We start from the raw sequence: 26,467 nt of genomic DNA on the forward strand, positions 1-26,467 counted from the left end.
CATGCGGCGCGAACGGACCCTCAACGCTGTTCAATGGAGAAAGCCATGGCCGCGAAGAAGATCCTGTTCCTGACCGGCGATTTCGCCGAAGACTACGAAACGATGGTGCCGTTCCAGGCGCTGCAGGCCGTCGGCCATCACGTCGATGCAGTCTGCCCGGGCAAGCGCGCGGGCGACAAGGTCAAGACCGCGATCCACGATTTCGAGGGTGACCAGACCTACACCGAGAAGCCCGGCCACAACTTCACGCTGAACGCGACGTTCGACGACGTCGATGCGTCGGCCTACGACGCGCTCGCGATCGCGGGCGGCCGCGCTCCCGAATACCTGCGTCTGGATGCGAAGGTGATCGCGCTGGTGCGCGCGTTCGCCGAAGCCGGCAAGCCGATCGCCGCGATCTGCCATGCGGCGCAACTGCTCGCGGCCGCCGACGTGATCCGCGGCAAGCGCATCTCGGCCTACCCGGCCTGCGCGCCCGAAGTGAAGCTCGCGGGCGGCGAATACGCGGACATCCCGGTCGATGCGGCCGTGACCGACGCGCCGTTCGTCACCGCGCCCGCGTGGCCCGCGCATCCGGCATGGCTCGCGCAGTTCCTCGCGCTGCTGGGCACGCGCATCGAGCTGTGAACGAAGCTGAATGAAATGACGTGAAACGCCGGCCGGCGGCGGGTTCGCGCGACCCGCATGCCGCGCCGATCAGGACCGGTCGACGGGGGCGCGCCCCGTCGTGCCGCTTGCGCCCTGCCCTTCAGTGCTGCGCCGGCGTCGAGCCGACTTCCGCGATCCGCGACTCCAGCATCGCCAGCGCACCCGACAGCGCGGTCAGCACCTCGTCCGGCAGTTGCGCCATCGTCTGGTCGAGAAACGCCTTGCGGCGCGGCAGGCACGCGTCGAACGCGGCGCGGCCGTCTTCGGTCAGCGTGACGTTGGTCACGCGGTTGTCGCGGGCGTCGGACGCTCGCTCGATCCAGCCGAGCGCGTCGAGCGATTTCAGCTGGCGCGTGAGCGCGCCCGGATCGATGCGCAGCACCTCGACGAGCTTCTTCTGCGACGAATGCCCGCCCATCGTGTGCAGCGCGACCATGATGCGCCAGCGCGGCATCGGCTGCCCGACGTGCGTTTCGAACGCGCTCAAGAACGCGCGATACGTGCGTCCGAATTGCTGCAAGATCGCGACGCGGTCCTGTTCTTCCATGCGCTGATGCCTACTCGTTCAATCGGTGAATCGTTCAATCGGCCGCGACATGCGGTTCGATCTTGTGCCGCAGCGCGATCGGCGGCACGCGGCGACACTGCCACACCGACACCACGGCGACGACGGCCGCCATCGCGACCCCCAGGTGAATCGCGCCGACCAGCGATTCGCGGGCCGCTTCCAGCAGCAGCGCGCCATTATGCCCGGCGCGGGTCAGCTCCGCGACGAGACCGCCCTGCGCGGCGCGGTCGATCAGGATCTGCGGATCGGCGAGTTGCGCGTGCCACTGCAGCGCGTGGTCGCCCGACAACGCATCGCGCACGCCGCTCGAATACATCTGGTTGACCAGTGTGCCCGTCAGCGCGGTGCCGATCATCCCGCCGACCATCCGCAGCGACTGCAGCAGCGCCGTCGCGATGCCGAGGTGCTCGCGGCCGGCCGTCTGCTGCGCGAACACGGTGAGGTTCGGCAGCACGAAGCCGAGGCCGATGCCGCCGGCGACCATCAGCGCCATCAGCACCCAGGTCGGCGTCGTGTGCGTCGACACGACCATGCCTGCGCATGCGATCGCGAACAGCACGAAACCGACGTGCAGCATCGTATTCGGATTGCGGATGCGCGTGACGACGCGGCCGTTCATGATGCTGCCGATCGTGATGAACACGACGAGCGGCGTGATCACGAGCCCCGCCTCCTTCGGCGACATGCCGAAGCCGCCCTGGAACAGCAGCGGCGCGTAGAACAGCAGCGAGAACATCGAGAAGCCGGCGAGGATCGCGAGCACGAACAGCGCCGACAGCGCGCGGTTGCCGAACATGTCGAACGGCAGAATCGGCTGCGCGCAGCGCTTTTCCCAATGCCACAAGCCGACGCCAGCGCCGACCGCGACGATCAGCAGCAGCGACGCCCAGCTCATGACGCCGTACTTCGGCAGCCATTCGACGAACAGCTGCAGCGCGCCGAGCGACAGCGCAATCAGCAGCGCGCCGGGCCAGTCGAGCCGCATCTTGCGGTCGTGCTCGACATGGCGCAGATGCGGCAGGTAGCGCCACACGAAGAACAGCGACAGCAGGCCGACCGGCAGGTTCACGTAGAACACCGAGCGCCAGCCGAACGACTGGGTCAGGATCCCGCCGAGCGACGGCCCGACCGCGTTCGCGATGCCGAACGCGGAGCTCATCAATACCTGCCAGCGCAGCCGCACGACGGAATCGGGGAACAGGTCGGGAATGCACGCGAACGCGGTGCCGACCAGCATCCCACCGCCGATCCCCTGCAGGCCGCGCGCGAGCACCAGGAACAGCATGTCGTTGGCCATCCCGCACAGCACCGACGCGCCGGTGAACACGACGATCGACACGATCACGAACGGCTTGCGGCCGTAATAATCGCCGAGGCGGCCGAAGATCGGCACGGTGATCACGGAACTGAGCAGGTACGAGGTCGCGACCCACGCATACAGGTCGAACCCCTTGAGCTCGGCGACGATGGTCGGCAACGCGGTGCCGACGACCGTCTGGTCGAGCGCGACGAGCATGGTGACGAACGAGATCCCGATCATCGCCAGCAGCGATTCGCGGAACGGCAGGACTTGCCCGCTCGAATGGTGGGCGGCAGTATGGACGGCCATTTTTTGTTGATGCAACTTTTGACGAGTCAAACAATCTCAAAATTCTAGCACGCCGGAGTAATCTAGGCTGGCGACGGATTTGGGGCCGATGGCCGCCAGGGAGAAAGATGGAACCGATTTCAATCACGCCTGCCGCGACGCTGTCGCCGGAAGACCAGGACGCATTGCGGCGCGCGAAGCAGGTGCTGGAAAGCCCGTCGCTGACGATGAAGCTGACGGGCGTGCTGGGCGCGCCGGTCGAGAAGATGATCGCGCGGTTGCCCGACTTCGCGACCGGCAAGATCAACGATGCGACGCAGCTGGCGCTGCGCAAGTGCCTGAACATCGCGCTGCGCACGCTCGGCAAGCCGCAGACGCCCGATGCCGAGCCGGACAAGCCGAGCAACCTGCTGCACAAGCTCGCGGTCGCGACGACCGGCGCGGCGGGCGGCGCGTTCGGCTTTCTCGCGCTGCCGGTCGAGCTGCCGGTGACGACTACGCTGATCTTCCGCTCGGTGTGCGACATCGCGCGCAGCGAGGGGGAGGACCTGGGCTCGGTGGATACGCAGTTGCAGTGCCTGGCCGTGCTCGGCATGGGCGGCAACGCGGACAAGCGGGAAGAAGACGCCGATCTCGGCTATTTCGTGCTGCGTGGCGCGCTCGCGCAGGCGATTTCGAAGGCGTCGTCGGACATCACGACGAAAGGGATCACCGCGCACAGCTCGGCGGCGGTGTTCAAGCTCGTGCAGACGGTGGCATCACGTTTCTCGGTGCAGGTCACCGAGCAGATGGCCGCGAAGTCGATCCCGGCGATCGGGGCGGTGCTCGGGGCGACCGTCAACACGCTGTTCATCGACCACTTCCAGCAGATGGCGCACGGCCACTTCACCGTGCGCCGGCTCGAACGCAAGTACGGCCCGGTCGCCGTCAAGGCCGCGTATCAGGCGATCGACGGCTCGCCCACGCGCTGAACCGCCCGCTCGACTGCGACGCGGCGCAGGAATGCGGCCGCACGGTCGAGCGCGTCGCGCGACTCCGGCACCATCGGCGTGTAGAGCTGCCACACGTGCGGCATGTCGGGCCACACCTCGATCTCCACCGGCACGCCGGCCGCCTTCGCGTTGTCGGCAACGCGGCGCGAATCGTCGAGGAGCACCTCGGTGCTGCCGGCCTGGATGAAGAGCGGCGGCAGCCCGGTGAAGTCCGCATAGAGCGGCGACGCGTACGGATGCGTCGCCGATTCGTCCCCCAGATACAGCTTCGCCGCCTTCGGCAGCGCCGCGGCCGCGAACATCGGGTCGAGGCCGTCGTTGCTGCGCATCGTGTCGCCGGTGCCGGCCAGGTCGGTCCACGGCGAGAACAGGATCGCGCCGGCCGGCAACGGCTCGCCGCGATCGCGCAGCGCGACGAGCGTCGCGAGCGCGAGGCCGCCGCCCGCCGAATCGCCGCCGAACACGATCGACTCGGGCGGCGTGCCGAGCGCGAGCAATTGCCGGTACGCGGCCAGCGCGTCGTCGAGCGCGGCCGGGAAGCGGTTCTCGGGCGCGAGCCGGTAGTCGAGCGAGAACGAGCGCACGCCCGCGCGCTTCGTGAGGCCGAACACGAGCGGCCGATGGGTTTTCGTCGAACAGAAGTAGTAGCCGCCGCCGTGGAAGTACAGCAGCGTGCGGCCGGGCCCGCGAACGGCGGCCGCATCGGTGCGTTCGAGCCATTCGCCGCGCAGCGGCGCGTCGCCGGGGCCGTAGCATTCGCGCAGCCGGTAGCCCGACGGTGTGCGACGCGGCACGATCATCCTCAGATCGGTAAAGCGCCGCGCGCGGGCAGGGTCGAGCACCGGGCGCGTGGTCTCGGGACGAAACTGCCAGCGCAGCAGCCAGCACGCGAACTTGCTTTGCCAACTCATCCAATACACTCCATCGTCGCAGTGTGACGATGGTACGTGCGATCGTCACCGCGCCGCTCGACGGGAGCCTCTATATCAAACGCCGGCCTCAGCTCGCCGGCATCATCTGGCCGCGGATCTCGCCGGACGGATGCTCCTTCGTGTGCACGTTGAAGTACCACTTGCCGGCCATCAGGTCGGTCACCTGCGAATCCGTGAGTTCCTTCGAACCCTTGATCGGGCTCGCGAGCGCGTCCTTCGGGATCGGCACCTGCACGCCGGCGTTCTGGCCGACCGGCGCAGGCCCGTGGAAATGCGCGGCGGTGGCCGGCCCCGTGAGATGTTCGTACGTCACCGTCCACTGCAGCATGTGGGTGGCCGTGTCGTAGGTCGCAGCGACGGCGCCGGCGCCCTTGGTCGCGGTGGGCGGCACTTCGCTCGACGGCTGCAGATTGGCGGACAGGCGCACCGTTTCGGCGGCGGCGCTGCCGGCGGCCAGGACGCCCGCGAGCAACGCCACCTGGAGCAAATGCAGCTTCGGCATGAATCCTCCTTGTACGACGGGGTACGCCACCCGGACGGGGGACGTTCCATGATGGTAGTCGATCGTCGCCGATCCGGCACCGCTGCGTCGCTCGCCAGCCTGACGGAACCTGGAAGAGACCTTTGCAGCGCGAGCCCTGAATCCGCGCGCGGCCTTTCGCTACACTTCGTCTCACAGTTGCTTGTTTCCTTCGTCCGAAGGAGTCTGCGAGTATTCACGCGGCCATCCGGCCGCGTTTTTTTTTGCCCGTGCCCGGGCGGCATGCACGCCTGCGTCGGGCACATTCCGCTTCGCGGGCCGTCAAGCATCACGAATCGATTGTCGCCGCGGCGATCGGGTCCGACGTCGCGCCGCCCCCGCGCCCTCACGCGCGATAGCCCGGATCGATCCGATCGACGGTGCGCTGCAACGCGTCGAACGCGTCCTGCCCCGCGCCGTGCTTCGGATCGAAGTTCAGCGAGTCGCGCACGCAGCCTTCGAGCACCGGCGGCGCAATCGGCAGCGCGTCGCCGATCGCGTGGGTCGCGACCTGCACCTCGCACGCGCGATTGAGCAGCCACATCAACGAGAAGGTCTGCGCGAGCGTCGCGCCGATCGTCACGGGCCCGTGGTTGCGCAGCAGCAGCACCGGCCGCCCGCCGGCGCTCTCGACGATGCGCCGCCCTTCGTCGAGGTGCACCGTGATGCCCTCGAAATCGTGATACGCGATCTTCCCGTACAACTGCGCCGAATAGAAGTTCGAGAACGACAGCCCGTCGCGCGAGCAGCACACGGCCATCGTCGGCGTCGTGTGCACGTGCATCACGCAGTGCGCGTCGGGCAGCGCCGCATGGATCGCGCTGTGGAACGTGAAGCCGGCCGGATTGATCGGCCAGTCGGAATGGCCGATCACATTGCCGTCGATGTCGATCTTCACGAGGTTCGACGCGCATACCTCGCGGTAATGGAGCCCGAACGGATTGATCAGGAAATGGCCGTCCTCGCCCGGCACGCGCAGCGAGATATGGTTGTAGATCAGCTCGGTCCAGCCGAGATGGTCGAAGATCCGGTAGGCAGCCGCGAGCTGCACGCGCGCCTGCCATTCGGCTTCGGAGAAGCGGGCGGGACGCGTGAACGGCTGGTTCGGTACACGTTGCATGAGGCACTCCGGTTGCGGGCGGGGCGGCCGCGCGGGCGGCTCGCGCATCGTCCCTCGTCTCCTGGCGGCGCGCGCGGTGCGCAGGCGCGAGCAGCGCGTCGTTCGGCATCGCTGCGGCCCGCGTTGCGCGAGCCGTCCGGCGGCACCCGTCACGATACGCATATCGTTGCGCGCACAACCATATCACCTTTCCCCGCGCACCGGTATCGCGGGTTTGGCCCGAGCCGTTCCGGCCCTTACAACTGGTCTTCGACCGGCAGCAGCATGAAGAGGCCGGTCATCAGGTTGCGCATCAGCCCCGCATGCGGATCGACGTGATAGGTGGCCGGCTCGTCGTTGTCGGTGCCGGTCCACTCGAGTTCGGGCGTGCCGCCGCCCGCCGGCGTCGCGAGGCTCACGCGGTAGCTTTCGTCGGGCTGCGTCACGCGCGCGAAGATCGCCGCGGCCTGCTGCGCGATCGTCGGGCTGTGGATCACGAGCGCGAGTTCCGTATTCAGGTACGCCGAACGCGGATCGAGGTTCAGCGACCCGATCACGAGGACCTTGCGGTCGATCACGTACGCCTTCGCATGCAGGCTCGCACGCGAGCGCGAGCCGATCAGGCCCGCGCGCGGCGGGTTCGGCCGCGCCTTGAATTCGTACAGCTCGACGCCGTGCTGCAGCAACGGCACGCGGTACGGCGCGTAGCCGGCCTGCACGGCGACTGCGTCGGTCGCGGCGAGCGAATTGGTCAGGATCGCAACGCGCACGCCGCGCGCGGCCGTGTCGCCGAGGATCTTCACGCCCGCGTCGTGCGGCACGAAGTACGGCGAAAACGCGAGGAATTCCTGCTGCGCGTCGCGCGTCAGTTCGACGAGGCGCTGCATCGGCGGGCTCACGTACGCGCCGGTCGGCCGCATGACCTTGTCCGGTGCGTCGACCTTGAACTCGGCCGGCGCCCACACCAGCTCGAGCTCGTCGCGCGCGATCTGCTGCGCGAGCGGCGTCGCGTTCAGCGGCTTCGCGTTGTACGGGTCGGCGTTCTTGCGCCAGTGGTCGCGCAACTCGTCGCGCATCGCGTCGAGATCCTTCGGGTCAAACTTCTGATGATTCAGCACCCGCAGCGGATAGCTGCTCGCGCTTGCCCAGTAGTCGTCGAAGCTCGTGGAGATGTCGTTCGTCACGGGGCCGGCCGCGAGCACGTCGAGGTCGCGGAACTGCAGCGTCGGGCTCGCGCTGAAGTATTCGTCGCCGAGATTACGGCCGCCGACGATCGCGATCTGGTTGTCCGCGATCATCGCCTTGTTGTGCATCCGCCGCGTAAAGCTGTCGAGCCGCGTCAGGGAGTTGGCCGTGCGCTCGACCATCCCGTACCGCGACGCACCGAACGGGTTGAACACGCGAATCTCGACCTTCGGATGCGTATTCAGCGCGGCCATGACGCGGTCGATGTCGCGGAAATTCAGGTCGTCGACCAGCATCCGCACACGCACGCCGCGATCGGCCGCATACAGCGCCGCACCGAGCAGCAGCTTGCCGGTCGTGTCCTCGGTCGCGATGTAGTACTGCATGTCGAGCGTCTTCGTCGCCGCGCGCGCGAGCGCGATGCGCATCTGCAGCGCGGTCGCGCCGTCGGGCAGTAGCCGGAAGCCCGATTGCCCCGGGTGCGCGGCTTCCGGCGCGGCCAGCGCATTGCGCAGCGGCGTCGCGGTATCGGTCGGCAATGCGTGCGAGACGGGGCGATCGAGCGTGGTGGCGGGCGGATGCGTCGCGCAGGCGGCGACCAGCGACAGCAGCGCGCAGACGGCGAGCGCGCGGGCCGGGCGGCAGGCGGCGCGCCATGAGAGCGCGGCCGGCGCGCGCCGGATCAAAGACATGAGCACGGAAACTTCCTCGACAGGCGGATCAACAGGTCCGCAATCGCCGCGGCGTGCGGCTGACGGGTGGTTCCAATCGATTCTAGTGGGCGCCCGATGAACCGGTCAATCGCGCGGCTCGCGCATGCGGCGCCGTGAACCGCTCGCGCGCCTCCGGCGCGGGCATCCGGGAACGGCAGCCCGCGGCTGGGCCGCCAGACGGGCACGCGGCACCTATGGTCCAACCAATCTCACGGCGTATCGCCGCTTCGCTCGAAGTGGCTGCGCACGTAGTCGATATGGGTCTGCATCGCGGTGCGCGCCTCCTCGGGCCGGTGTGCGCAGATCGCCTCGCAAACTACCCGGTGCTGCTGCAACAGCAGTTCTGACGCCTGCTCGTCGTGCGTCGTCATCCCCGCGACGTTGATCGAGATGTGCTCGCGCAGCATCCCGATCACGCTCGTATGCAGGTGCAGGAACATCGTGTTGTGCGACGCCTGCGCGATCGCCTCGTGCAACTTCGCGTCGGTCGATGCCTCGACGGCCGCGTCGTCGTTCGCGTACGCGGTCTCGAGCTCGCGCAGCAGCGTCCGGATCCGGCGCCGGTCGTTCGCATCCGCGCGCAGCGCGGCGAAATACGCGGTCGCGCCTTCGAGCACGCGACGGAATTCGAGTATGTCGTCGCGCAGCGCCGGGTGGTCGGCGACCAGTTGGCCCCACGGCGACGCGATGCCCGCGCGCAACTGGTCCGTCACGTACACGCCCGCGCCGCGCCGGCTCTGCAGCAGCCCGCGCGCGACGAGCCGCTGCGTCGCCTCGCGCACCGTATTGCGCGCCACGCCGTACTGTTGCGCGAGCAAGCGCTCGGCCGGCAGCCGCGCCCCGGCCGGCCAGGTGCCGTCGAGCAGCGCCGTCTCGATCTTGCGCATCACCACTTCGGTCCGGCCCCGTGCCGTCATCGCCGCCATTGCCGTCTCCCCATCGGAATACCCGCCGCGCCGATTGGCCCAACCAATTTGAACTGCGGCGCCGTCGCGGGAATTATGCAGCGAAATCGTCGTCCCGCATTCGCTTGCCGGGCCGGCACCCTGGAGCGAGACATGAACGAAAGGCACTACCCCGCCGCCGCCCCCGCGCACGTCTATCTGTTCGCGACCTGCCTGGTCGACCTGTTCGTCCCCGAAGCCGGGCTCGACGCAGTCCGCCTGCTGGAACGTGAAGGCTTGACCGTCCACTATCCGCGCGGCCAGAGCTGCTGCGGGCAGCCGGCCTACAGCAGCGGCAATCCCGACGAGGCTCGCCGCGTCGCGGCCGCGCAGCTCGATCTGTTCGCCGAGCCGTGGCCCGTGATCGTGCCGTCCGGCTCGTGCGCGGGCATGATCCGGCACCATTGGCCGGCCCTGTTCGCCGACGACCCCGTGCACGGCCCGAAGGCGCGCGCGATCGCGGAGCGCACCTACGAACTCGCCGAATTCCTCGTCCATGTGCTCGACGTGCGACTCGACCACATCGACACGAACGCCGGCCCGAACGAGCGCGTGGTGCTGCACACGTCGTGCGCGGCCCGCCGCGAGATGGGCACGCGCGTGCACGGCGTCGCGCTCGTCGACGCGCTGCCGGGCGTCACGCGCATCGAACACGAACGCGAATCGGAATGCTGCGGCTTTGGCGGCACGTTCTCGCTGAAACACCCCGACATCTCCGGCGCGATGGTGCACGACAAGGTCGCATCGGCCTGCGCGACGGGCTGCGACCGGCTCGTGTCGGCGGACTGCGGCTGCCTGCTGAACATCGGCCACGCCGCGACCAAGGCCGGCGCGACGCTGCCCGTCGAGCATCTCGCAAGCTTCCTGTGGCGCCGCACGGCAGGCGCCGGCTCGCTGCGCGGAGACGCGAAATGAGCGCGCGCGACGCCATCCTCGCGCGCCTGCGCGCCGCCGCGCCCGGCGCCGCCGCGAACGCCGCGCCGGCCCTTGATGCGCGCATCGACACGCACTACACGGCGCGCCGCGCACCGGCCACGCCCGATTCCCATACGCTCGCGCAGACGATGCAGGCCGCGCTCGCCGCATCGCACGCCGACGTCTGGTGCGCCACCGCCGATGCGTGGCCCGCGCAGCTTGCCGCACGGCTCGCCGACGCCGGCGTGCGCCGCCTGCTGCTCGACCCGGCCCGTGCCGAATCCGCGGCCCTCGCGCGTGCGCTGCCCGACGCGGTCGCGCCGGTGCCGTTCGACCGGCCGATCGACGCGTGGAAAGCCGAGCTGTTCGACACGATCGACGCAGGCTTCACCGTCGCGCGCTCGGGCATCGCGGCGACCGGCACCGTCGTGCTCGCGCCCGATGCCGGCACGCCGCGCACGGTGTCGCTGGTGCCGCCGCTGCACGTCGCGCTCGTCCATGCGAACACGCTGCACGCGGACCTCCACGCGGCCGTGCACGCGGAGCGCTGGCACGCCGGCATGCCGACCAACGTCGTGCTGGTGTCGGGCCCGTCGAAGACCTCCGACATCCAGCAGACCCTCGCGTATGGCGCACACGGGCCGCGCAACCTCTGGGTCGTGATCGTCACCGAACCGACCGCAACCGCCCGCCAGGACCTGCCGCGATGAGCGACCAACCGCTGCAATTCGTCGCCCCCGGCGACTTCAAGGCCCGCGCGCGCGCCGCGCTCGACGATCCCGCGCTGCGCCGGAGCTTTCGCGGCGCGATGGACTTCCTGCAGGGCAAGCGCGCGACCCAGTTCCCCGACGACACCGAGCTGCAGCAACTGCGCGATCTCGGCGAAGCCGTGCGGCAGCACGCGCTCGCGCAACTGCCCGCGCTGCTGGAGCGGCTGGAGGCGAAGCTCACGGCGGCCGGCGTGCACGTGCACTGGGCCGAGACGGCCGCCGACGCGAATGCGATCGTGCTCGGCATCGCGCAGGCGAAGAAGGCGCGCCGCGTGATCAAGGGCAAGTCGATGGCAAGCGAGGAAATCGAGCTGAACCATTACCTCGCGGATCACGGCGTCGACTGCATCGAGTCCGACATGGGCGAGTTCATCGTGCAGCTCGCGGGCGAGAAGCCGTCGCACATCGTGATGCCGGCTATCCACAAGACGCGCGGCGACATCGCCGAGCTGTTCGAGGAGCACATCCCCGGCACGCGCTACACGGAGGACGTCGACGAGCTGATCCAGACCGGCCGGCGCGCGCTGCGCCGCGCATTCGCGGAAGCCGACATCGGCCTGTCCGGCGTGAACTTCGCGGCGGCCGACACGGGCACGCTGTGGCTCGTCGAGAACGAGGGCAACGGCCGGCTGTCGACCACCGTGCCCGACACGCACGTCGCGATCATGGGCATCGAGAAGGTCGTCGAGAAACTCGAGCACATCGTGCCGCTGTCGAGTCTCCTGACGCGCTCGGCCACCGGCCAGGCGATCACGACCTACTTCAACCTGATCTCGGGCCCGCGCCGCGACGGCGAACGCGACGGTCCGCGCGAGCTGCATCTCGTGCTGCTCGACAACGGCCGGACGCAGGCCTACGCCGACGAACAGCTGCGCGCGACGCTGCAATGCATCCGCTGCGGCGCGTGCATGAATCACTGCCCTGTCTATACGCGCATCGGCGGCCACGCATACGGGACGACCTACCCGGGCCCGATCGGCAAGATCATCTCGCCGCACCTGCTCGGCCTCGACGCGACGGCCGACCTGCCGACCGCGTCGACGCTGTGCGGCGCATGCGGCGAGGTGTGCCCGGTCCGGATTCCGATCCCGGAGCTGCTCGTGCGGCTGCGCACCGAGGCGAACCGCAAGCCCGACGAACCCGTCGCGCATCCGCTGCGCGGCCAGGGCGCGAACTACAACCGCGCGGAAGACCTCGTGTGGCGCTTCTGGTCCGGCGCATTCGCGCATCCGCGTGCGTATCGCGCATTCCGCTGGACCGCGACGCGGCTGCGCGCGCTGACGCCGGCCAGGCAAATGGGCTGGACGCAGCACCGCACGCCGCTCGAGCCGGCGCCGCGCAGCCTGTCCGACCTGCTGCGCGCACGCGGCCAGCCCGAATAGACCCCCTCGCTTTCAAACCCGTACCGATAGCAATCCATGGAGGAGACACCCATGCAGGTTTGGCATCAGATCTACACCCCGCTCGGCAGCCTCGGGCTGTCGGCGCTCGTCGCCGCGATCCCGATCATCTTCTTTTTCGTCGCGCTCGCCGCACTGCGGATGAAGGGGCACGTCGCCGCCGCGATCACGCTGCTGCTGGCGCTCGGCGTCGCGATCCTCGCGTACGGCATGCCCGTGCCGCAGGCGCTCGCGGCGGCCGGCTTCGGCTTCGCGTACGGCCTGTGGCCGATCGCGTGGATCATCGTCGCGGCCGTGTTCCTGTACAAGATCGTCGTGAAGACGGGGCAGTTCGACATCATCCGTGCGTCGGTGCTGGCGATCACCGACGACCAGCGGCTGCAGATGCTGCTGATCGGCTTTTCGTTCGGCGCGTTCCTCGAAGGCGCGGCCGGCTTCGGCGCGCCCGTCGCGATCACGGCCGCCCTGCTCGTCGGCCTCGGCTTCAAGCCGCTGCACGCGGCCGGACTGTGTCTGATTGCAAACACCGCGCCAGTTGCATTCGGCGCGATGGGCATCCCGATCATCGTCGCCGGACAGGTGACCGGCATCGACGCGTTCCACATCGGCGCGATGGCCGGCCGCCAGTTGCCGCTGCTGTCGCTCGCGGTGCCGTTCTGGCTCGTGTTCATGATGGACGGGCTGCGCGGCGTGCGGCAGACCTGGCCGGCCGCGCTCGTCGCCGGCGGCAGCTTCGCGATCACGCAGTACTTCACGTCGAACCACATCGGGCCCGAACTGCCGGACATCACGTCGTCGCTCGTCAGCCTCGTGTCGCTTGCCGCGTTCCTGAAGGTCTGGCAGCCGAGCAGCGCGAAGCAGACGGCCGGCGGCCTCGTCGCGTCCGGCGGCGGCGCGGCGCTCACAGGTTTCGGCGCGGGCGGCAACAGCTCGGGGGCGAGCCGCCAAGCGTCGCCGTATACGCTCGCGCAGACCGTACGCGCGTGGTCGCCGTTCCTGATCCTGACGGCCGTCGTCACCGTGTGGAGCATCGCGCCGTTCAAGGCGCTGTTCGCCGCGCACGGCGCGCTCGCGTCGACCGTGCTGAAGTTCCATGTGGCCGGCCTCGACCAGCTCGTCGTGAAGACCGCGCCGATCGCCGCGACGCCGAAGGTGCTCGACGCCGTGCTGAAGATCGATCTCGTGTCGGCGGTGGGCAGCGCGATCCTCGTGACCGCGCTGATCTCGATGGCGCTGTTGCGGATGAAGCCGCGCGACGGGCTCGTCACGTTCGGCGAGACGCTGAAGGAACTCACGCGCCCGATCCTGTCGATCGGCCTCGTGCTCGCGTTCGCGTTCGTCGCGAACTACTCGGGGATGTCGTCGACGCTCGCGCTGATGCTCGCCGCGACCGGCGCCGCGTTCCCGTTCTTCTCGCCGTTCCTCGGCTGGCTCGGCGTATTCCTGACCGGCTCGGATACGTCGTCGAACGCGCTGTTCTGCTCGCTGCAGCAAGCGACCGCGCACCAGCTCGGCGTGCCCGAGACGCTCGCCGTCGCCGCGAACACCACGGGCGGCGTGACCGCGAAGATGATCTCGCCGCAGTCGATCGCGGTCGCATGCGCGGCGACCGGCCTCGTCGGCAAGGAATCGGAGCTGTTCCGCTTCACGGTGCGCCACAGCCTGCTGTTCGCGGTGATCGTCGGCCTGATCACGCTCGTGCAGGCCTACGTGCTGCCGGGGATGGTGCCGTAAGCAAGCGGCGCGGCCGCTTTCCGGTTCGCCGAAAAACAAAAACCCCACGCCCGCAAGAGCGTGGGGTTTCGTTCATCCCGGGCGCCGGACGCGGCCGGCGCACCAGACGGCGATCAGCTGCCCTTCGCGATGCGATCCTGGATGTGCTGGGCACGGCTCGCCGACGACGGGTGCGAGCTCATCATCGAGCTCTTGCCGCCATCGAGCTGCGCGAGCTTCTGGAACGCGGTGACGAGGCCCTTCTGGTTCATGTTCTTCTGCTTCATCAGGTCGAACGAGTAGTCGTCGGCCGCGCTTTCCTGCGTCTGCGAGAACTGCGCGTTGATGAACTTCTCGGTGATGTCGCCGAGCTGCGAGCTCGTCAGGGCCGCGACGCCCGGCGATGCCGCGCCGGCCGCGGTGCGCGCCGCGCTGACCGCGTAGGCGGTCTGCATCGCCTTCTTCGAGTGACCCAGCGCGACGTGGCCCATTTCATGACCGATCACGCCGCGCAGTTCGTCGTCGTTCATCATGTCCATCAGGCCGCTGTATACGCGCACGCAGCCGTTGCCCATCGCCCACGCGTTGACGTCCTTGGTCACGTAGACCTTGTAGTTGATCTTCTGGCCGTTCAGCGTCATGTCGCCGAAGCCCTTCATCACCTTCGTCAGGCGCTTCGAGTACGCGCTATTCGGCGCGGCGATCTTCGATTCGGCGTCGCTCGCCTTGCACGAGTCGTTCGACAGCGCCGCGATGTCGCTGTCCGACAGCGTCGCCGCCTTGAACAGGCTGGTCCCCGCCGATGTCAGGCTGTTCGCGTCGAGATTCTGCACGCCGCCGCATGCGCTCAACAGGAACGCCATGCCACACGCTGCCGCCGCTTTCTTGATATGCATCCCGGATCCCTCGGTAGTTGTATTTAGGAGCGGCGATTTTGCATAATCCGGCAGAAAATTACCAGACGTTTACATCAAATGACAACTTGATTGCGCAGCGATTCGAAACTAACGACGCGATTGGTCAGCGAATTGACGGCAATCAGCTCATCAATCGCCGCGACCGGATGACCGGCTGAACGTCGAACGCGACCGGCGCGTGAGCCGCCGCGCGACCAGCATCGGCAGCCGCACCACGAAACCGGCGAAGAGCCGCAGGTGCATCCATGCGAGCAGCACGTTGTCGCGGCCATAGTGGAAATGCGACACGCCGCCCTCGTGCGCGCCGAAGTAGCGCACCGGCGCTTCGATGCGAATCGGCCGCACCCCGGCCCAGCACAGCCGCACGGCGGCTTCCGGATCGAAGTCGAAACCGCGCATCCACGGCTGGCGATGCATGATCGCGGCGAGCGGCGCGACGGGATACACGCGAAAGCCGTACAGCGAATCGCCGATCCCGGCCCACAACGTCTCCAGGTCGGCCCATCCGTTCGACAGCCGCCGGCCCTGCACGCGCAACTGCGGCGCGCTCGCGTCGAACTTCGGCAGGCCCAGCACCATCGCGTCCGGCGCCGCCTGCGACGCGGCCATGAATTCGGGAATCAGGTCGGCCGGATGCTGGCCGTCGGAGTCCATCGTCAGCACGTGCGTGAAGCCGCTTGCAGCCGCCGCGTCGAGCCCGGCCAGCACCGCGGCGCCCTTGCCGCGGTTCTCCGGCAGCACGATCACGCGCAGCCCAGGGTCGCGCTCGGCCATCGCCTGCAGCCGCTCGGCGCTGCCGTCGGTGCTGCCGTCGACGACGACCCACACCGGATTCCACTGCGCGCGGGCATTGCGCACGGTCGTGTCGACCTTGACGCCCGGGTTGTAGCTCGGAATCAGTACGAGATGCGTGGACGAGGCGTGCAGCTTGGACATGGGAACGGCCGATTGCGAAGACGGGGATCCTGACAAAAGTTTATGACCTGCAGGCGACTGTCGACAGGCTTCGTCGACGCCGCGTTCGCGCAGTGACAGGGCGGCGCGCTTCACGACAGGTACTCCAGCGGATGGCCCGCGCTCGCTTCGATCTCGACCAGCAGATCGTCGCGGCACACGTCCGCGTGGACGAACAACGGCCGCACGCCGGGGCCCGCCGCAGCGCGCAGCGCGCGTTCGATCGCGGCGAGCGCCGCGGCATCGCCGGCGTCGCGCACGTAGACGCGGTAGTTCAGGTCGGCAAGCGCGAACGGGCCGTGCCCTTGCCGCGCGGCCTGCTCGAGCACGGCGGCCAGGTTCGCGATGGTCTCGCGCGTTTGCGCGACGACGTCGCCGCGATGCACGGTGCGATGCCCGACGATGCTGGCGGTGCCCGACACGAACAGCAACGGCGCGGCATCGTCGCCGGGCCACGCGGCCGCGCGCGCGAACGTCGGCGCACGCGGGCCGTACTCCGCCGGGTAGTGATATGCGCTCACCTGGCGCGGATTCTCGACCGGATCGGCCGGCGTCCGCGTCGCGATGAAATGGATCGCGAGCGGCGCGGCCGGCGGTGTGTCGCCCGCGACGGGCACGACCGAGCCGAGCGCGCAGGCCGCCGGCACGCTGCCCGTCAGCGCGCGACGGCACGCGTCGAACGCGCGCTGCCTGCCGATATTGAACTGACGATAGCGCTCGATCCCGAACTGCAGCGCGTTGATCGCGGGCACGGTATTCCAGATTCGCAGCGGATGCGCGATGCCGAGTGCATCGAGCGCGTCGAACAGCGCGCGGTATGCATCGTGTGTCGCGCGCTCGAGCGGCGTGCCGCCGTCGCGATCGGCATCGGCCGCTTCCTGCTCTTCCTGCACGACGATGTTGCCAAATACGAGCCCCGCCGTTTCGCTGAAGCGATACTGCAGCGCGCCGCGTCGCTCGCTGCGCAGGTCCGGCGCGTCGCACTGCCAGATTTCGCAGACCGCGCCGGCACGTGCGTGGCCGCCGGCGTCGAGCAGCGCCATCTGCACCGGTGCGAGCGGCAGGTCGGGCGCGGCGGCGGCGAGCATGCGGGCCATCGCATCGGTCGGCACTCCGGCCGCGCCGATGCAGACCGCACCCAGCGCGCCGGGAAACACGCGGTCGAATGCGTCGCCGCGCTGCCGCGCATCGTGCAGCAGCGCAGCCAGCCGCGCATGATCGATCCGGACGAGTCGCAGCGCACGGTTGCCGCCGTTTGCTGCGGGCGAAATGCCCGCGCCCGATACGGCGGCTCCGCCCGTCATGTGTTCACGCGCGACCGCGGTCGTGGCGGACGACAGGGAACACGCTCGCCGTTCGGCGTCGACTGGATGCACTGACACTTCGATTTCCTCACTATGCGATGCGGGCTCGCGGCATCGTGGCCACGCGCCACGTTGCGCGCCGTTGCTTCACGTCAAGCCGACGCCGCGCGCGTCGTCATGCGAGCCCGCCGTTGACGGACAGCACCTGTCCCGTGACATAGGCGGCCGCATCGGACACCAGATAGGCGACCATCGCCGCGACTTCGTCGGGCCGGCCCGCGCGTTGCGCCGGCACGAGCTGCTTGATCCGTTCGGCCGGAAACGCGTGATCGGCCATCGGCGATTCGATGATGCCGGGCGCGACCGCATTCACCGTGATGCCGCGCGACGCGAGCTCCAGCGACAGCGACTTCGTCGCGCCGATCAGCCCCGCCTTCGCGGCCGCGTAGTTGACCTGCCCGCGGTTGCCGGTCACGCCGGCGACCGACGCGATGTTGACGATCCGGCCGCGCCGCGTGCGGATCATCGGCAGCAACAACGGCTGCGTCACGTTGAAAAAACCGTTGAGCGTCACGTCGATCACGCTGTGCCATTGCCGGCGCGACATGCCGGCCATTGGTGCGTCGTCGTGAATGCCCGCGTTGTTGACGAGGATCTGCACCGGTGCGTCGTCGATGAACGGCGCGAGCGCCGCGAGCGTCGCATCGGCGTCGGTCACGTCGAATGCAAGCGCATGCGCGGTGCCGCCTTCCGCGACGATCTGCTGCGCGACCGCCTCCGCCTGCGCGAGATTCCGGTTCGCGTGCACCCAGACTTCGTGGCCGGCCTGCGCGAGCGCCGTGCAGATCGCCTGCCCGAGTGCGCCGCTGCCGCCCGTTACGAGCGCCCGCATCGCATTGCTCCGTTCATCGCGTTTCCTCTCGATCGACGCGGCCGCGGTTCGTCCAGCGGCCGCCGCCGCGTGCCGTCATCGTCTGCGTGCCGCGTCGCGTTCGCGCGCGCCGCCGTCACTTGGTGCGATGCGCGGCGACGTACTCGGCAAGCGCGCCGAGCGTCGCGAAGATCTTCTGGTTGTCCGGATTGTCCGAGCGCAGTTCGAAGCCGTATTTCTTCGAGATCAGCAGCGCGATTTCCAGGATGTCGATGGAGTCGAGCCCGAAGCCCTCGCCATACAGCGGGGTCCCGGCCGTCACCGTTTCGAGCGGGACGTCTTCGAGATTCAGTTCGCCGATGATCAGCGTGGCGAGCTCTTGTTCCAGTGCGTTCATCATGCTTGCGGGCAGGCGGCCCATGGCAGCGGGAGGCGCCCGGAAACGGCAATCGTCGTGCACGCCCGGCGCGTGCGAAGCGCGCGCGAATCTCCGTCCCTCCGGCGTCTGCCGGCTTCCCCGCCTGCGTTATTGGGGGTCGTTTGTAAAAGTTACGCGGATTCTAGACGATGGGTATCGGCACGTATACGGGGAATGGTTACAGACTGAAGGCCCCCGCCGCGGCCGGTTTCGGGACCCGATCGCAGCAGACGCTTGAGCCGCTTCGGGCGGAAATGAATCGCCATCGCGAAAGGTTCAGTTCGCTGCCATACATTCGGTTACAAAACCCGGCTGCGCCGACCTCGAACCGCCGCGCCGCGGCCCTAAAATGTGCGTGCATGACAGCCGGCCGGACATGCGTCCCGGCCACCATTCATATGATGTTTGACGGCCCGACGAACGCGTCCGGCCCCCCGATCCGCCCGATGTTTCCAGCAGCCATGCCGCGCCCGCCCATTCGCCTCGCCCCGGTTTGCCCGCCCGTCCGCCGCCGTGCCGCGACGGACGACGGCAATGCGCGCACGCGCCGCGCGCCCGGAGCGCCGCGATGAGCTCGCCGCGCGGCATCGCACGCGGCGTCGGCGCGGTCGCCGCTGTGGCGGCGTACCAGATCGGCGCGCACTACGCGGCCGCGACACCCGGCGCGCACGGCTTCGGCCTCGCGATGGCGCTCGTGCCGCCGCTGCTGCTCGTGCTCGGCGCAGCGCTGCGCTCGCCGAAGCGGGCATGGCTCGTGCCGGCGTGGCTGCTCGCCGCCGCCGCGCTGTGGGCCGCGCGCGCCCCGCTCGCGCGCCATTTCGAATGGGGCCTGTATCTGGAGCACGCGAGCTTCAACCTCGCGATGGCGCTGCTGTTCGGCCGCACGCTCGCGGCCGGCCAGGTGCCGCTGTGCACGCGCTTCGCGACGATGATCCACGGCACGATCTCGCCGGCCGTCGCGCGCTACACGCGGCGCATCACGCTCGCATGGACGCTGTTCTTCGTCACGATCGCCGCCGTGTCGACGCTGCTGTTCGCGACCGCGCCGATCGTCGCGTGGTCGACGTTCGCGAACTACCTGTCGCTGCCGCTCGTCGCGGTGATGTTCGCGGTCGAGCATGCGTGCCGGCGCTTCGCACTGCCGCACGACGCGCGGCCGCGGATGGTCGACGCGGTGCGCGCATACCGCGCGTCGACGCAGCCGTCACGATGAATTCATGGCCGGCGCGGCGCCGCATTGCGGCCGCGCCGGCCACCGTCTCCCGCTTCAGCCGATTTATGCCGACTTACCCGCTGGTGTTCCATTCCTCGCCGGACCAGACGATCGCCTGGCGCGACGGCACGCCCGTCAGCGTGCGCGCGTTCGTCGCCGACGTCGCGCGCGTGGCCGCCGCACTGCCCGCCGGCGGTCACGTGTTCAACGTGTGCCGCGATCGCTACCGCTTCGCGGTCAGCCTGTGCGCGGCGCTCGTCGCCGGCAGGATCAGCCTGCTGCCGTCGACGCACACGCCGGAGATGGTGCGCCAGCTCGCGACGTTCGCACCGGACGCGTTCTGCCTGCACGACGCGCCGGACTGCGCGATCGACCTGCCGCGCTTCGCCTATCCGGACGCCGCACCCGGCGACCGCCTCGACGACGCGCCGTTCGCGGTGCCGCAGATCGACGCGTCGCGCATCATGGCGTACGTGTTCACGTCCGGCTCGACCGGCGCGCCGGTGCCGCACCGCAAGACCTGGGGCTTCCTGGTCGGCTGCGTGCGCGCGGCGGCCGACCGCCTCGGCCTGCTCGACGGCCGCGCGGCCACGCTGATCGGCACCGTGCCCGCACAACACATGTACGGCTTCGAGTCGACGGTGCTGCTCGCGCTGATCGGCGGCCTCGCGTTCAGCAACCGCCAGCCCTTCTACCCCGTCGACATTCGCGACGAACTCGCCGCGATCCCGCAGCCGCGCGTGCTCGTCACGTCGCCGATTCACCTGCGCGCGCTGCTGTCGGCCGGCCATGCGCTGCCGCCGGCCGCGCTCGTGCTGTCGGCCACCGCACCGCTGTCGGAAAAGCTCGCGTGCGAAGCCGAGGCCGCGCTCGATGCGCCGCTCGTCGAGATCTACGGCAGCACCGAGACCGGCCAGATCGCGACGCGCCGCACGTCGCAAGGCGCGACGTGGCAGCTGTTCCCCGGCATCCGCCTCGACGCGCGCGCGGCACATGACGAGCCGGGTCGCGACGCCGCGGGCGACGACAGCGGCCCGACCGTGTGGGCGTCGGGCGGACACGTCGAAACCCCCGTGCCGATGGGCGACGCGCTCGAACTGCTCGGCGACGGCCGGTTCCTGCTGCACGGCCGCAAGGCGGACCTCGTCAACATCGCGGGCAAGCGCACGTCGCTCGCCTATCTGAATCACCAACTGAACGCGATCGCCGACGTCGTCGACGGCGTGTTCTTCATGCCGGACGACGCCGCACCAGCCGACGCCGATGCAACCCGCGAACCGGTCACGCGGCTCGTCGCGCTCGTGGTCGCGCCAACGCTCGCCGCGGCCGACCTGCAGCGCGCGCTGCGCGAACGGATCGATCCCGCCTTCATGCCGCGTCCGCTCGTGTTCGTCGACGCTTTGCCGCGCAACGAAACAGGCAAGCTGCCGCGCGACGTGCTCGCCGCGCTCGTCGCACGGCACACGCGCGCCGCGGCGGCCGACGCGAGCGCGCGCGCCGAGACGGACGCGCCGCTCGCGTTCACGATTCCCGCCGATCACCCTGCGCTGCCCGGTCATTTCCCCGGTCATCCGATCGTGCCGGGCGTCGTGCTGCTCGATCACGCGATCGCCGCGCTCGGCGCGTCGCTGAACCGCCCGCTGCACACGTGGCGGCTGGCTTCCGCGAAATTCCTGAGCCCGGTCGCGCCCGGCGAGCCGCTCGATCTCGCGTTCGATGCGGCGGCCGGCGGCGCGATCCGCTTCACGCTGCGCGCCGGCGCACGCGACGTCGCCACCGGCGTGCTGTCCGCGCCGGCCGCCGCGCAGGACGGTGCACGGCCATGAAGCGCACCGCGTGGGCCGAGCGCCAGGAACGCAGCAACGCGGCGTTGCTGCGCGCGATGACCTGGATCTCGCTGCGGTTCGGCCGGCGGCCGTCGCGTGTCGTGCTGCACGCCATCGCAACCTATTTCGTGCTGTTCTCGCCGGCAGCCTGCTCGGCGTCGCGCGACTATCTGCGCCGCGCGCTCGGCCGTCCCGCGCGCTGGCGCGACGTGTATCGGCACGTGTTCACGTTCGCCGCGACGATCCACGACCGCATCTACCTGATGAACGGCCGCTTCGACCTGTTCGACATCCGGCTGCATGGCGAAACGCAGGTTGACGACGCGCTCGCGGGCGGGCGCGGCGCATTCCTGATGGGCGCGCACCTCGGCAGCTTCGAAGTCGTGCGCGCGATCGGCCGCACGCGTCCGGACCTGCGCGTCGTCGTCACGATGTTCGAAGAGAACGCGCGCAAGATCAACGCGACGCTCGCCGCCGTGAACCCGGCCGCGAAACCGGAAGTGATTCCGCTCGGGCAGGTCGACTCGATGCTGAAGGTGCGCGAGCGTCTCGACGCGAACTGCATGGTCGGCATGCTCGCCGACCGCACGCTGCTCGACGATGCGGCAACCTCGCTGCGGCGGCTGCCGCTGCTCGGCGCACCGGCCGCGTTTCCGCTCGGGCCGCTGTACATGGCCGCGATGCTGCGGCGCCCGGTGCTGTTCATGACGGGCCTCTATCGCGACGGCAACCGCTACGACGTGCACTTCGAGACACTCGCCGATTTCTCCGACGTGCGCCGCGACGCGCGCGCGGCGGCCGTCGACGCGGCGCTCGCGCGCTACGTCGCGCTGCTCGACAAGTATTGCCGCGCGGCCCCGTACAACTGGTTCAACTATTTCGATTTCTGGCAGACCGGCACGGCCGCCGCGCGCCGCGACGATGCGCGCGCGTGCGCCGGCCTGTCCGCCACGAGGGATTCCGACGCATGACCGCCGTTCTCCGCTTCCTGTCGCTGCTCCCGCTGCCGTCCGCGCCCGCGCTGCGCCGCTCGGCGCGCACGTTCGCCATCGCGGCCGCCGTCGCGCTCGCGCTGCCCGCGCACGCGGCCGACACCGGTTCGGCGTGGACCCTCGACCGGCTGATGTCGACGCTCGCGCAGCACAAGTCCGGACGCGCGACGTTCACCGAGACGAAGTCGCTGTCGATCGCTGCGCAACCGCTCGAATCGTCGGGCGAACTCGTGTTCGTCGCGCCCGACCACCTCGAGAAGCACACGCTCAGTCCGAAGCCCGAACATCTCGTCGTCGACGGCGACATGCTCACCGTCGAGCGCAACAACCGCAAATACACGCTCGCGCTCGCGCGCTATCCGGAGCTCGGCGCGTTCATCGACAGCATCCGCGCGACGCTCGCCGGCAATCGCTACGCGCTCGAGCAGGTCTACAAGGTCGCGCTCGCCGGTCGCGGCGACGACTGGACGCTGATGCTCACGCCGCTCGATTCGCGGATGCTGAAGGTCGTCAGCACGATCACGCTCGAAGGCTCGCGCGACGTGTTGCGCAGCGTCGCGATCCAGCAGGCCGACGGCGACCATTCGACGATGCGCCTGCAACCCGTCCCGGCGAAGTGATGGACGAGCGCACCCGGCCAACCGCCCCCGTCGCGCACCGCCCGTCCGCGTGGCGGCAGCGCGCAGTGCTCGTGTGGCTGCTCGCGCTCGTCGCGTGCGGGATCGCGATCGCCCGCGCGAATTTCACGGCCGACCTGTCCGCGTTCCTGCCGCGCGCGCCGAGCGCCGGGCAGCGCGTGCTCGTCGATCAACTGCGTGACGGCATCGTGTCGCGGCTGATCCTCGTCGCGATCGACGGCGGCGATGCGGCCACGCGCGCCGCGCTGTCGCGGCGCATCGCCGGCACGCTGCGCGCCGACCGGCAATTCTCGGCGATCAACAACGGCGAAGCCGTCAACGACGCGCGCGACCGGCAATTCGTGTTCGACCATCGTTACCTGCTGAGCCCGGCCGTCTCGCCGCAACGCTTCAGCGCGGACGGCCTGCACCAGGCGCTCGGCGACAGCCTCGACCTGCTGAGCTCGTCGGCGGGTCTCGTCGCGAAGGCGATGTTGCCGCGCGACCCGACCGGCGAAGTGACCGCGCTCGTCGACCAGCTCGACAGCGGTGCGCAGCCCGCGATGCGCGACGGCGTGTGGGCGTCGCGCGACGGCACGCGCGCGGTGCTGGTCGTGCAGACGGCCGCCGCCGGCTCCGACACCGACGCGCAGGCGCGCGCGATCGACGCGGTGCGCCGCGCGTTCTCCGCCGCGACGCAGACGCTGCCGAACCGCGCCGCGTACACGCTCGCGATGACCGGCCCCGGCGCGTTCTCGGTCGACACGCGCGACACGATCCGGCACGACGTCGAGCGGCTGTCGACGGGGAGCGTCGTGCTGATCGTCGCGCTGCTGCTGACGCTGTACCGCTCGCCGCGCACGCTCGCGCTGGGGCTGCTGCCGGTGCTGACGGGCATCGCGGCCGGCATCGCGGCGGTCAGCGTCGCGTTCGGCACGGTCCACGGGCTGACGCTCGGCTTCGGCACGACGCTGATCGGCGAAGCCGTCGACTATTCGATCTACTTGTTCGTGCAATCGGCGCAGGCAGGCGCGCGCGGCACCGCGCGGCCCGCCGACGCGACGCGCGCATGGATCGCCGCGTACTGGCCGACGATCCGGCTCGGCGTGCTGACGTCCGTGTGCGGCTTCGCGTCGATGCTGTTCTCCGGTTTTCCGGGCCTCGTGCAGCTCGGGCTGTACTCGATCGCCGGGCTGACGGCCGCCGCGCTCGTCACGCGCTTCGTGCTGCCTCACCTGCGCGGCGAGCACGTCGCGATTCGCGACGTGTCGCGCGTCGGCGCGGTGCTCGCGCGTGCGGCCGCTGCGGCGCCGCGGCTGCGCTGGCCGCTCGCCGTGCTCGTGCTCGCTGCGTGCGCGACGCTCGTGCTGCATCGCGACGGCCTGTGGAGCCGCGAGCTTGCGGCGCTGAGCCCCGTCCCCGCCCGCGCGCAGGCCCTCGACGCACGGCTGCGCGCCGACGTCGGCGCGCCGGACGTGCGCTACCTCGTCGTGATTTCCGCGCCGACCGAACAGGCCGCGCTCGAACGCGCGGAACAGGTCGCCGCGCAATTGCAGCCGCTCGTCGATCGCGGCACGCTCGCGGGCTTCGAAAGTCCCGCGCGCTACCTGCCGAGCGACGCCGCGCAGCGCGCGCGCCAGGCGAGCCTGCCGGACGCGGACGTGCTCGCCGCGCGCATGCGTGCGGCCGTCGCGAACCAGCCGATCTCGGTGCGGCCCGAGCTGTTCGCACCGTTCATCGCCGATGTCGAAGCCGCACGCCACGCGCCGCCGATCACGCGCGCGGACCTGCGCGGCACGTCGATGGCGCTCGCCGTCGACGCGCTGCTGACCGAGCGCGCGGGCCGCTGGAGCGCGATGTTGCCGCTGCGCGCGCCGGATGCCGCACGCTCAGCTTCGGCGGCGTCGGCGCCGGCGCTCGCTGCCGCGCCGATCCGCGCGGCCGTCGCGCGCGCCGGTGTGCCGGATGCGCTGTTCGTCGACATGAAGGCCGAGGCCGACCGCCTGTACGTGAATTATGTGCACGAGGACATCCGGCTGTCGCTCGCGGGCTTCGCGGCGATCGCCGTGCTGCTGCTGATCGCACTGCGCTCGCCGCGCCGCGTCGTGCGCGCGCTCGCGCCGCTGGTCGCGGCCGTGCTGGTGGTGACGGCCGGCTTCGCGCTCGCCGGCGTGCCGCTGACCATCCTGCATCTCGTCGGGATGCTGCTGATCGTCGCGGTCGGCTCGAACTATGCGCTGTTCTTCTGCAAGCGCGACGACGCGCAACCGGTCACGCCGTACACACTCGTATCGCTGCTGATCGCGAACCTCGCGACGGTCGCCGGCTTCGGCCTGCTCGCGCTGTCGCGCGTGCCGCTGCTCGAAACCTTCGGGCTGACCGTCGGCCCCGGCGCGATGCTCGCGCTCGCGTTCGCGGCCATTCTCGCGCCGCGCGCCGCGGCGACGAGCAGCGCTCGTCCCGACCTGACAGGAGCCCGCGCATGAACGCGCCGTCGTCCGTTCCACCTCGGCTGTCCGGCGATGCGCGCCGCTGGAAACCGACGCCGCTGATCGCGGGCACCGCGGCGTTGCACGCGGGTGCGCTCGCGGCGGTCGTCGCGCAACCGGCTGCCTGGCCGTGGGCCGCCGGCGGCGTGGTCGTGTCGCATCTCGCACTGACCGCCGCCGGCCTGTGGCCGCGCAGCGCACTGCTCGGACCGAACTGGACGCGCCTGCCGGCCGGCGCCGGCCGCCGGATCGCGCTGACGATCGACGACGGCCCGGACCCCGACGTCACGCCGCGCGTGCTCGACCTGCTCGATCGTCACGATGCGCGCGCGACGTTCTTCTGCATCGGCGATCTCGCGCGCCGCCATCCGAAGTGGATCGAAGCGATCGTCGCGCGCGGCCATGCGGTCGAGAATCACAGCCAGCGGCACCGGCATACGTTCTCGCTTTCGGGGCCCGCCGCGCTGCGGCGCGAAATCGCGGCCGCGCAGCAGACGCTGACCGAGATCGCCGGCACGCGCCCGCGCTTCTTCCGCGCGCCGGCCGGCCTGCGCAATCCGTTTCTCGAGCCGGTGCTGTGCGAGCTCGGCCTGCAGCTCGCCAGCTGGACGCGCCGTGGCTTCGACACGCGCGCGCGCGACGCGGACCTCGTCACGCGCCGCCTGCTCGACGGACTGGCGCCGCGCGACATCCTGCTCGTGCACGACGGCCACGCGGCACGCGACGCGCGCGGAGAACCGGTCGTGCTCGACGTGCTGCCGGCGCTGCTGCGCGCGGCCGCCGATGCGCAGCTGCACTGGACCACGCTGCGCGCCGCGCTCGCGCCCGAACCGCCCGGCCAGCCGGGCATGCCGGCACCCCCGTTTGATAAAATCTGAC

The 26,467-nt window shown here is 69.9% G+C and carries 24 protein-coding genes; 12 read left to right on the forward strand and 12 right to left on the reverse strand.

Annotation, left to right across the window (positions count from 1 at the left end):
• The first annotated feature begins 45 nt into the window (after positions 1-45).
• A complete protein-coding gene (locus WS87_RS15315; RefSeq protein WP_014896064.1) occupies positions 46-627 on the forward strand; it encodes a DJ-1/PfpI family protein in 582 nt (193 codons plus the stop codon).
• A 121-nt stretch (positions 628-748) separates the two neighbouring features.
• Here WS87_RS15315 and WS87_RS15320 read toward each other — a convergent pair whose 3' ends face one another.
• On the reverse strand, positions 749-1,195 hold the full coding sequence (locus WS87_RS15320; RefSeq protein WP_059820397.1) for a MarR family winged helix-turn-helix transcriptional regulator: 447 nt from the start codon (positions 1,193-1,195) through the stop codon (positions 749-751).
• 34 nt (positions 1,196-1,229) lie between these two features.
• Positions 1,230-2,825, reverse strand: a complete 1,596-nt coding sequence (locus tag WS87_RS15325; protein WP_059820398.1) for an MDR family MFS transporter — start codon at positions 2,823-2,825, stop codon at positions 1,230-1,232.
• 107 nt (positions 2,826-2,932) lie between these two features.
• Here WS87_RS15325 and WS87_RS15330 point away from each other — a divergent pair, with 107 nt between their 5' ends.
• A complete protein-coding gene (locus WS87_RS15330; protein WP_059528235.1) occupies positions 2,933-3,775 on the forward strand; it encodes an EcsC family protein in 843 nt (280 codons plus the stop codon).
• Here WS87_RS15330 and WS87_RS15335 read toward each other — a convergent pair.
• The 5 genes from WS87_RS15335 to WS87_RS15355 all read right to left on the reverse strand — a co-directional run bounded on the left by WS87_RS15335 (position 3,745) and on the right by WS87_RS15355 (position 9,171).
• Entirely contained in the window at positions 3,745-4,707 is a 963-nt protein-coding gene (locus WS87_RS15335) for an alpha/beta hydrolase (RefSeq protein ID WP_059820399.1), read from the reverse strand. The two genes, WS87_RS15330 and WS87_RS15335, sit on opposite strands and share 31 nt — an antisense overlap.
• A gap of 88 nt (positions 4,708-4,795) precedes the next feature.
• Positions 4,796-5,230 carry a CHRD domain-containing protein gene (locus WS87_RS15340; protein ID WP_059820400.1) on the reverse strand — a complete coding sequence of 145 codons (435 nt, stop codon included), beginning with the start codon at positions 5,228-5,230 and terminating at the stop codon, positions 4,796-4,798.
• 364 nt (positions 5,231-5,594) lie between these two features.
• On the reverse strand, positions 5,595-6,368 hold the full coding sequence (locus WS87_RS15345; RefSeq protein ID WP_059820401.1) for a class II aldolase/adducin family protein: 774 nt from the start codon (positions 6,366-6,368) through the stop codon (positions 5,595-5,597).
• Positions 6,369-6,604: 236 nt separating this feature from the next.
• Positions 6,605-8,230 carry a phospholipase D family protein gene (locus tag WS87_RS15350; protein ID WP_059820402.1) on the reverse strand — a complete coding sequence of 542 codons (1,626 nt, stop codon included), beginning with the start codon at positions 8,228-8,230 and terminating at the stop codon, positions 6,605-6,607.
• A 224-nt stretch (positions 8,231-8,454) separates the two neighbouring features.
• Positions 8,455-9,171 (reverse strand): FadR/GntR family transcriptional regulator, encoded by a 717-nt coding sequence (locus WS87_RS15355; RefSeq protein WP_059820403.1) that lies wholly within the window; start codon positions 9,169-9,171, stop codon positions 8,455-8,457.
• Positions 9,172-9,303: 132 nt separating this feature from the next.
• Between WS87_RS15355 and WS87_RS15360 the strand changes: the two genes are divergently transcribed.
• From WS87_RS15360 to WS87_RS15375, 4 genes are read left to right on the forward strand one after another with little or no spacing between them, the layout of a single operon-like run.
• Positions 9,304-10,104 carry a (Fe-S)-binding protein gene (locus WS87_RS15360; protein WP_059820404.1) on the forward strand — a complete coding sequence of 267 codons (801 nt, stop codon included), beginning with the start codon at positions 9,304-9,306 and terminating at the stop codon, positions 10,102-10,104.
• Positions 10,101-10,814, forward strand: a complete 714-nt coding sequence (locus WS87_RS15365; RefSeq protein ID WP_059820426.1) for a LutC/YkgG family protein — start codon at positions 10,101-10,103, stop codon at positions 10,812-10,814. The genes WS87_RS15360 and WS87_RS15365 overlap by 4 nt, the downstream gene beginning before the upstream one ends.
• Positions 10,811-12,256 carry a LutB/LldF family L-lactate oxidation iron-sulfur protein gene (locus WS87_RS15370; RefSeq protein WP_059820405.1) on the forward strand — a complete coding sequence of 482 codons (1,446 nt, stop codon included), beginning with the start codon at positions 10,811-10,813 and terminating at the stop codon, positions 12,254-12,256. Before WS87_RS15365 ends, WS87_RS15370 begins: the two co-directional genes overlap by 4 nt.
• A gap of 51 nt (positions 12,257-12,307) precedes the next feature.
• Positions 12,308-14,008: a lactate permease LctP family transporter gene (locus tag WS87_RS15375; RefSeq protein ID WP_059820406.1), complete on the forward strand. Its 1,701-nt coding sequence runs from the start codon at positions 12,308-12,310 to the stop codon at positions 14,006-14,008.
• Positions 14,009-14,121: 113 nt separating this feature from the next.
• Here the strand turns inward: WS87_RS15375 and WS87_RS15380 are convergent, their stop codons facing one another.
• The 5 genes from WS87_RS15380 to WS87_RS15400 form a co-directional block, all read right to left on the reverse strand.
• A complete protein-coding gene (locus WS87_RS15380) occupies positions 14,122-14,883 on the reverse strand; it encodes a M48 family metalloprotease (RefSeq protein WP_059528256.1) in 762 nt (253 codons plus the stop codon).
• 150 nt (positions 14,884-15,033) lie between these two features.
• Positions 15,034-15,840: a glycosyltransferase family 2 protein gene (locus WS87_RS15385; protein WP_059528258.1), complete on the reverse strand. Its 807-nt coding sequence runs from the start codon at positions 15,838-15,840 to the stop codon at positions 15,034-15,036.
• A 110-nt stretch (positions 15,841-15,950) separates the two neighbouring features.
• Positions 15,951-17,240, reverse strand: coding sequence for a chorismate transformation enzyme, FkbO/Hyg5 family (locus tag WS87_RS15390; protein WP_059820407.1), 1,290 nt, complete (start codon positions 17,238-17,240; stop codon positions 15,951-15,953).
• Positions 17,241-17,337: 97 nt separating this feature from the next.
• Positions 17,338-18,054 carry a 3-oxoacyl-ACP reductase FabG gene (fabG, locus tag WS87_RS15395; RefSeq protein WP_059820408.1) on the reverse strand — a complete coding sequence of 239 codons (717 nt, stop codon included), beginning with the start codon at positions 18,052-18,054 and terminating at the stop codon, positions 17,338-17,340.
• A gap of 115 nt (positions 18,055-18,169) precedes the next feature.
• Positions 18,170-18,454, reverse strand: a complete 285-nt coding sequence (locus WS87_RS15400; protein ID WP_082722004.1) for a phosphopantetheine-binding protein — start codon at positions 18,452-18,454, stop codon at positions 18,170-18,172.
• A 565-nt stretch (positions 18,455-19,019) separates the two neighbouring features.
• Here WS87_RS15400 and WS87_RS15405 point away from each other — a divergent pair.
• From WS87_RS15405 to WS87_RS15430, 6 genes are all read left to right on the forward strand, one after another.
• Entirely contained in the window at positions 19,020-19,664 is a 645-nt protein-coding gene (locus WS87_RS15405) for a hypothetical protein (RefSeq protein ID WP_059820409.1), read from the forward strand.
• Positions 19,665-19,729: 65 nt separating this feature from the next.
• Entirely contained in the window at positions 19,730-21,490 is a 1,761-nt protein-coding gene (locus tag WS87_RS15410; protein ID WP_059820410.1) for an AMP-binding protein, read from the forward strand.
• Entirely contained in the window at positions 21,487-22,461 is a 975-nt protein-coding gene (locus tag WS87_RS15415; RefSeq protein WP_059820411.1) for an LpxL/LpxP family acyltransferase, read from the forward strand. The genes WS87_RS15410 and WS87_RS15415 overlap by 4 nt, the downstream gene beginning before the upstream one ends.
• On the forward strand, positions 22,458-23,102 hold the full coding sequence (locus WS87_RS15420) for an outer membrane lipoprotein carrier protein LolA (protein WP_059690669.1): 645 nt from the start codon (positions 22,458-22,460) through the stop codon (positions 23,100-23,102). Before WS87_RS15415 ends, WS87_RS15420 begins: the two co-directional genes overlap by 4 nt.
• The gene (locus WS87_RS15425) at positions 23,102-25,585 is read left to right on the forward strand and encodes an MMPL family transporter (protein ID WP_059820412.1); all 2,484 of its coding nucleotides are present in this window, start codon (positions 23,102-23,104) and stop codon (positions 25,583-25,585) included. The genes WS87_RS15420 and WS87_RS15425 overlap by 1 nt, the downstream gene beginning before the upstream one ends.
• Positions 25,582-26,466 carry a polysaccharide deacetylase family protein gene (locus WS87_RS15430; RefSeq protein ID WP_059820413.1) on the forward strand — a complete coding sequence of 295 codons (885 nt, stop codon included), beginning with the start codon at positions 25,582-25,584 and terminating at the stop codon, positions 26,464-26,466. Before WS87_RS15425 ends, WS87_RS15430 begins: the two co-directional genes overlap by 4 nt.
• The last annotated feature ends 1 nt before the right edge of the window (position 26,467 follow it).

The organism is Burkholderia sp. MSMB0856 (assembly GCF_001524645.2).
Taxonomy (GTDB): Bacteria; Pseudomonadota; Gammaproteobacteria; order Burkholderiales; family Burkholderiaceae; genus Burkholderia; species Burkholderia diffusa.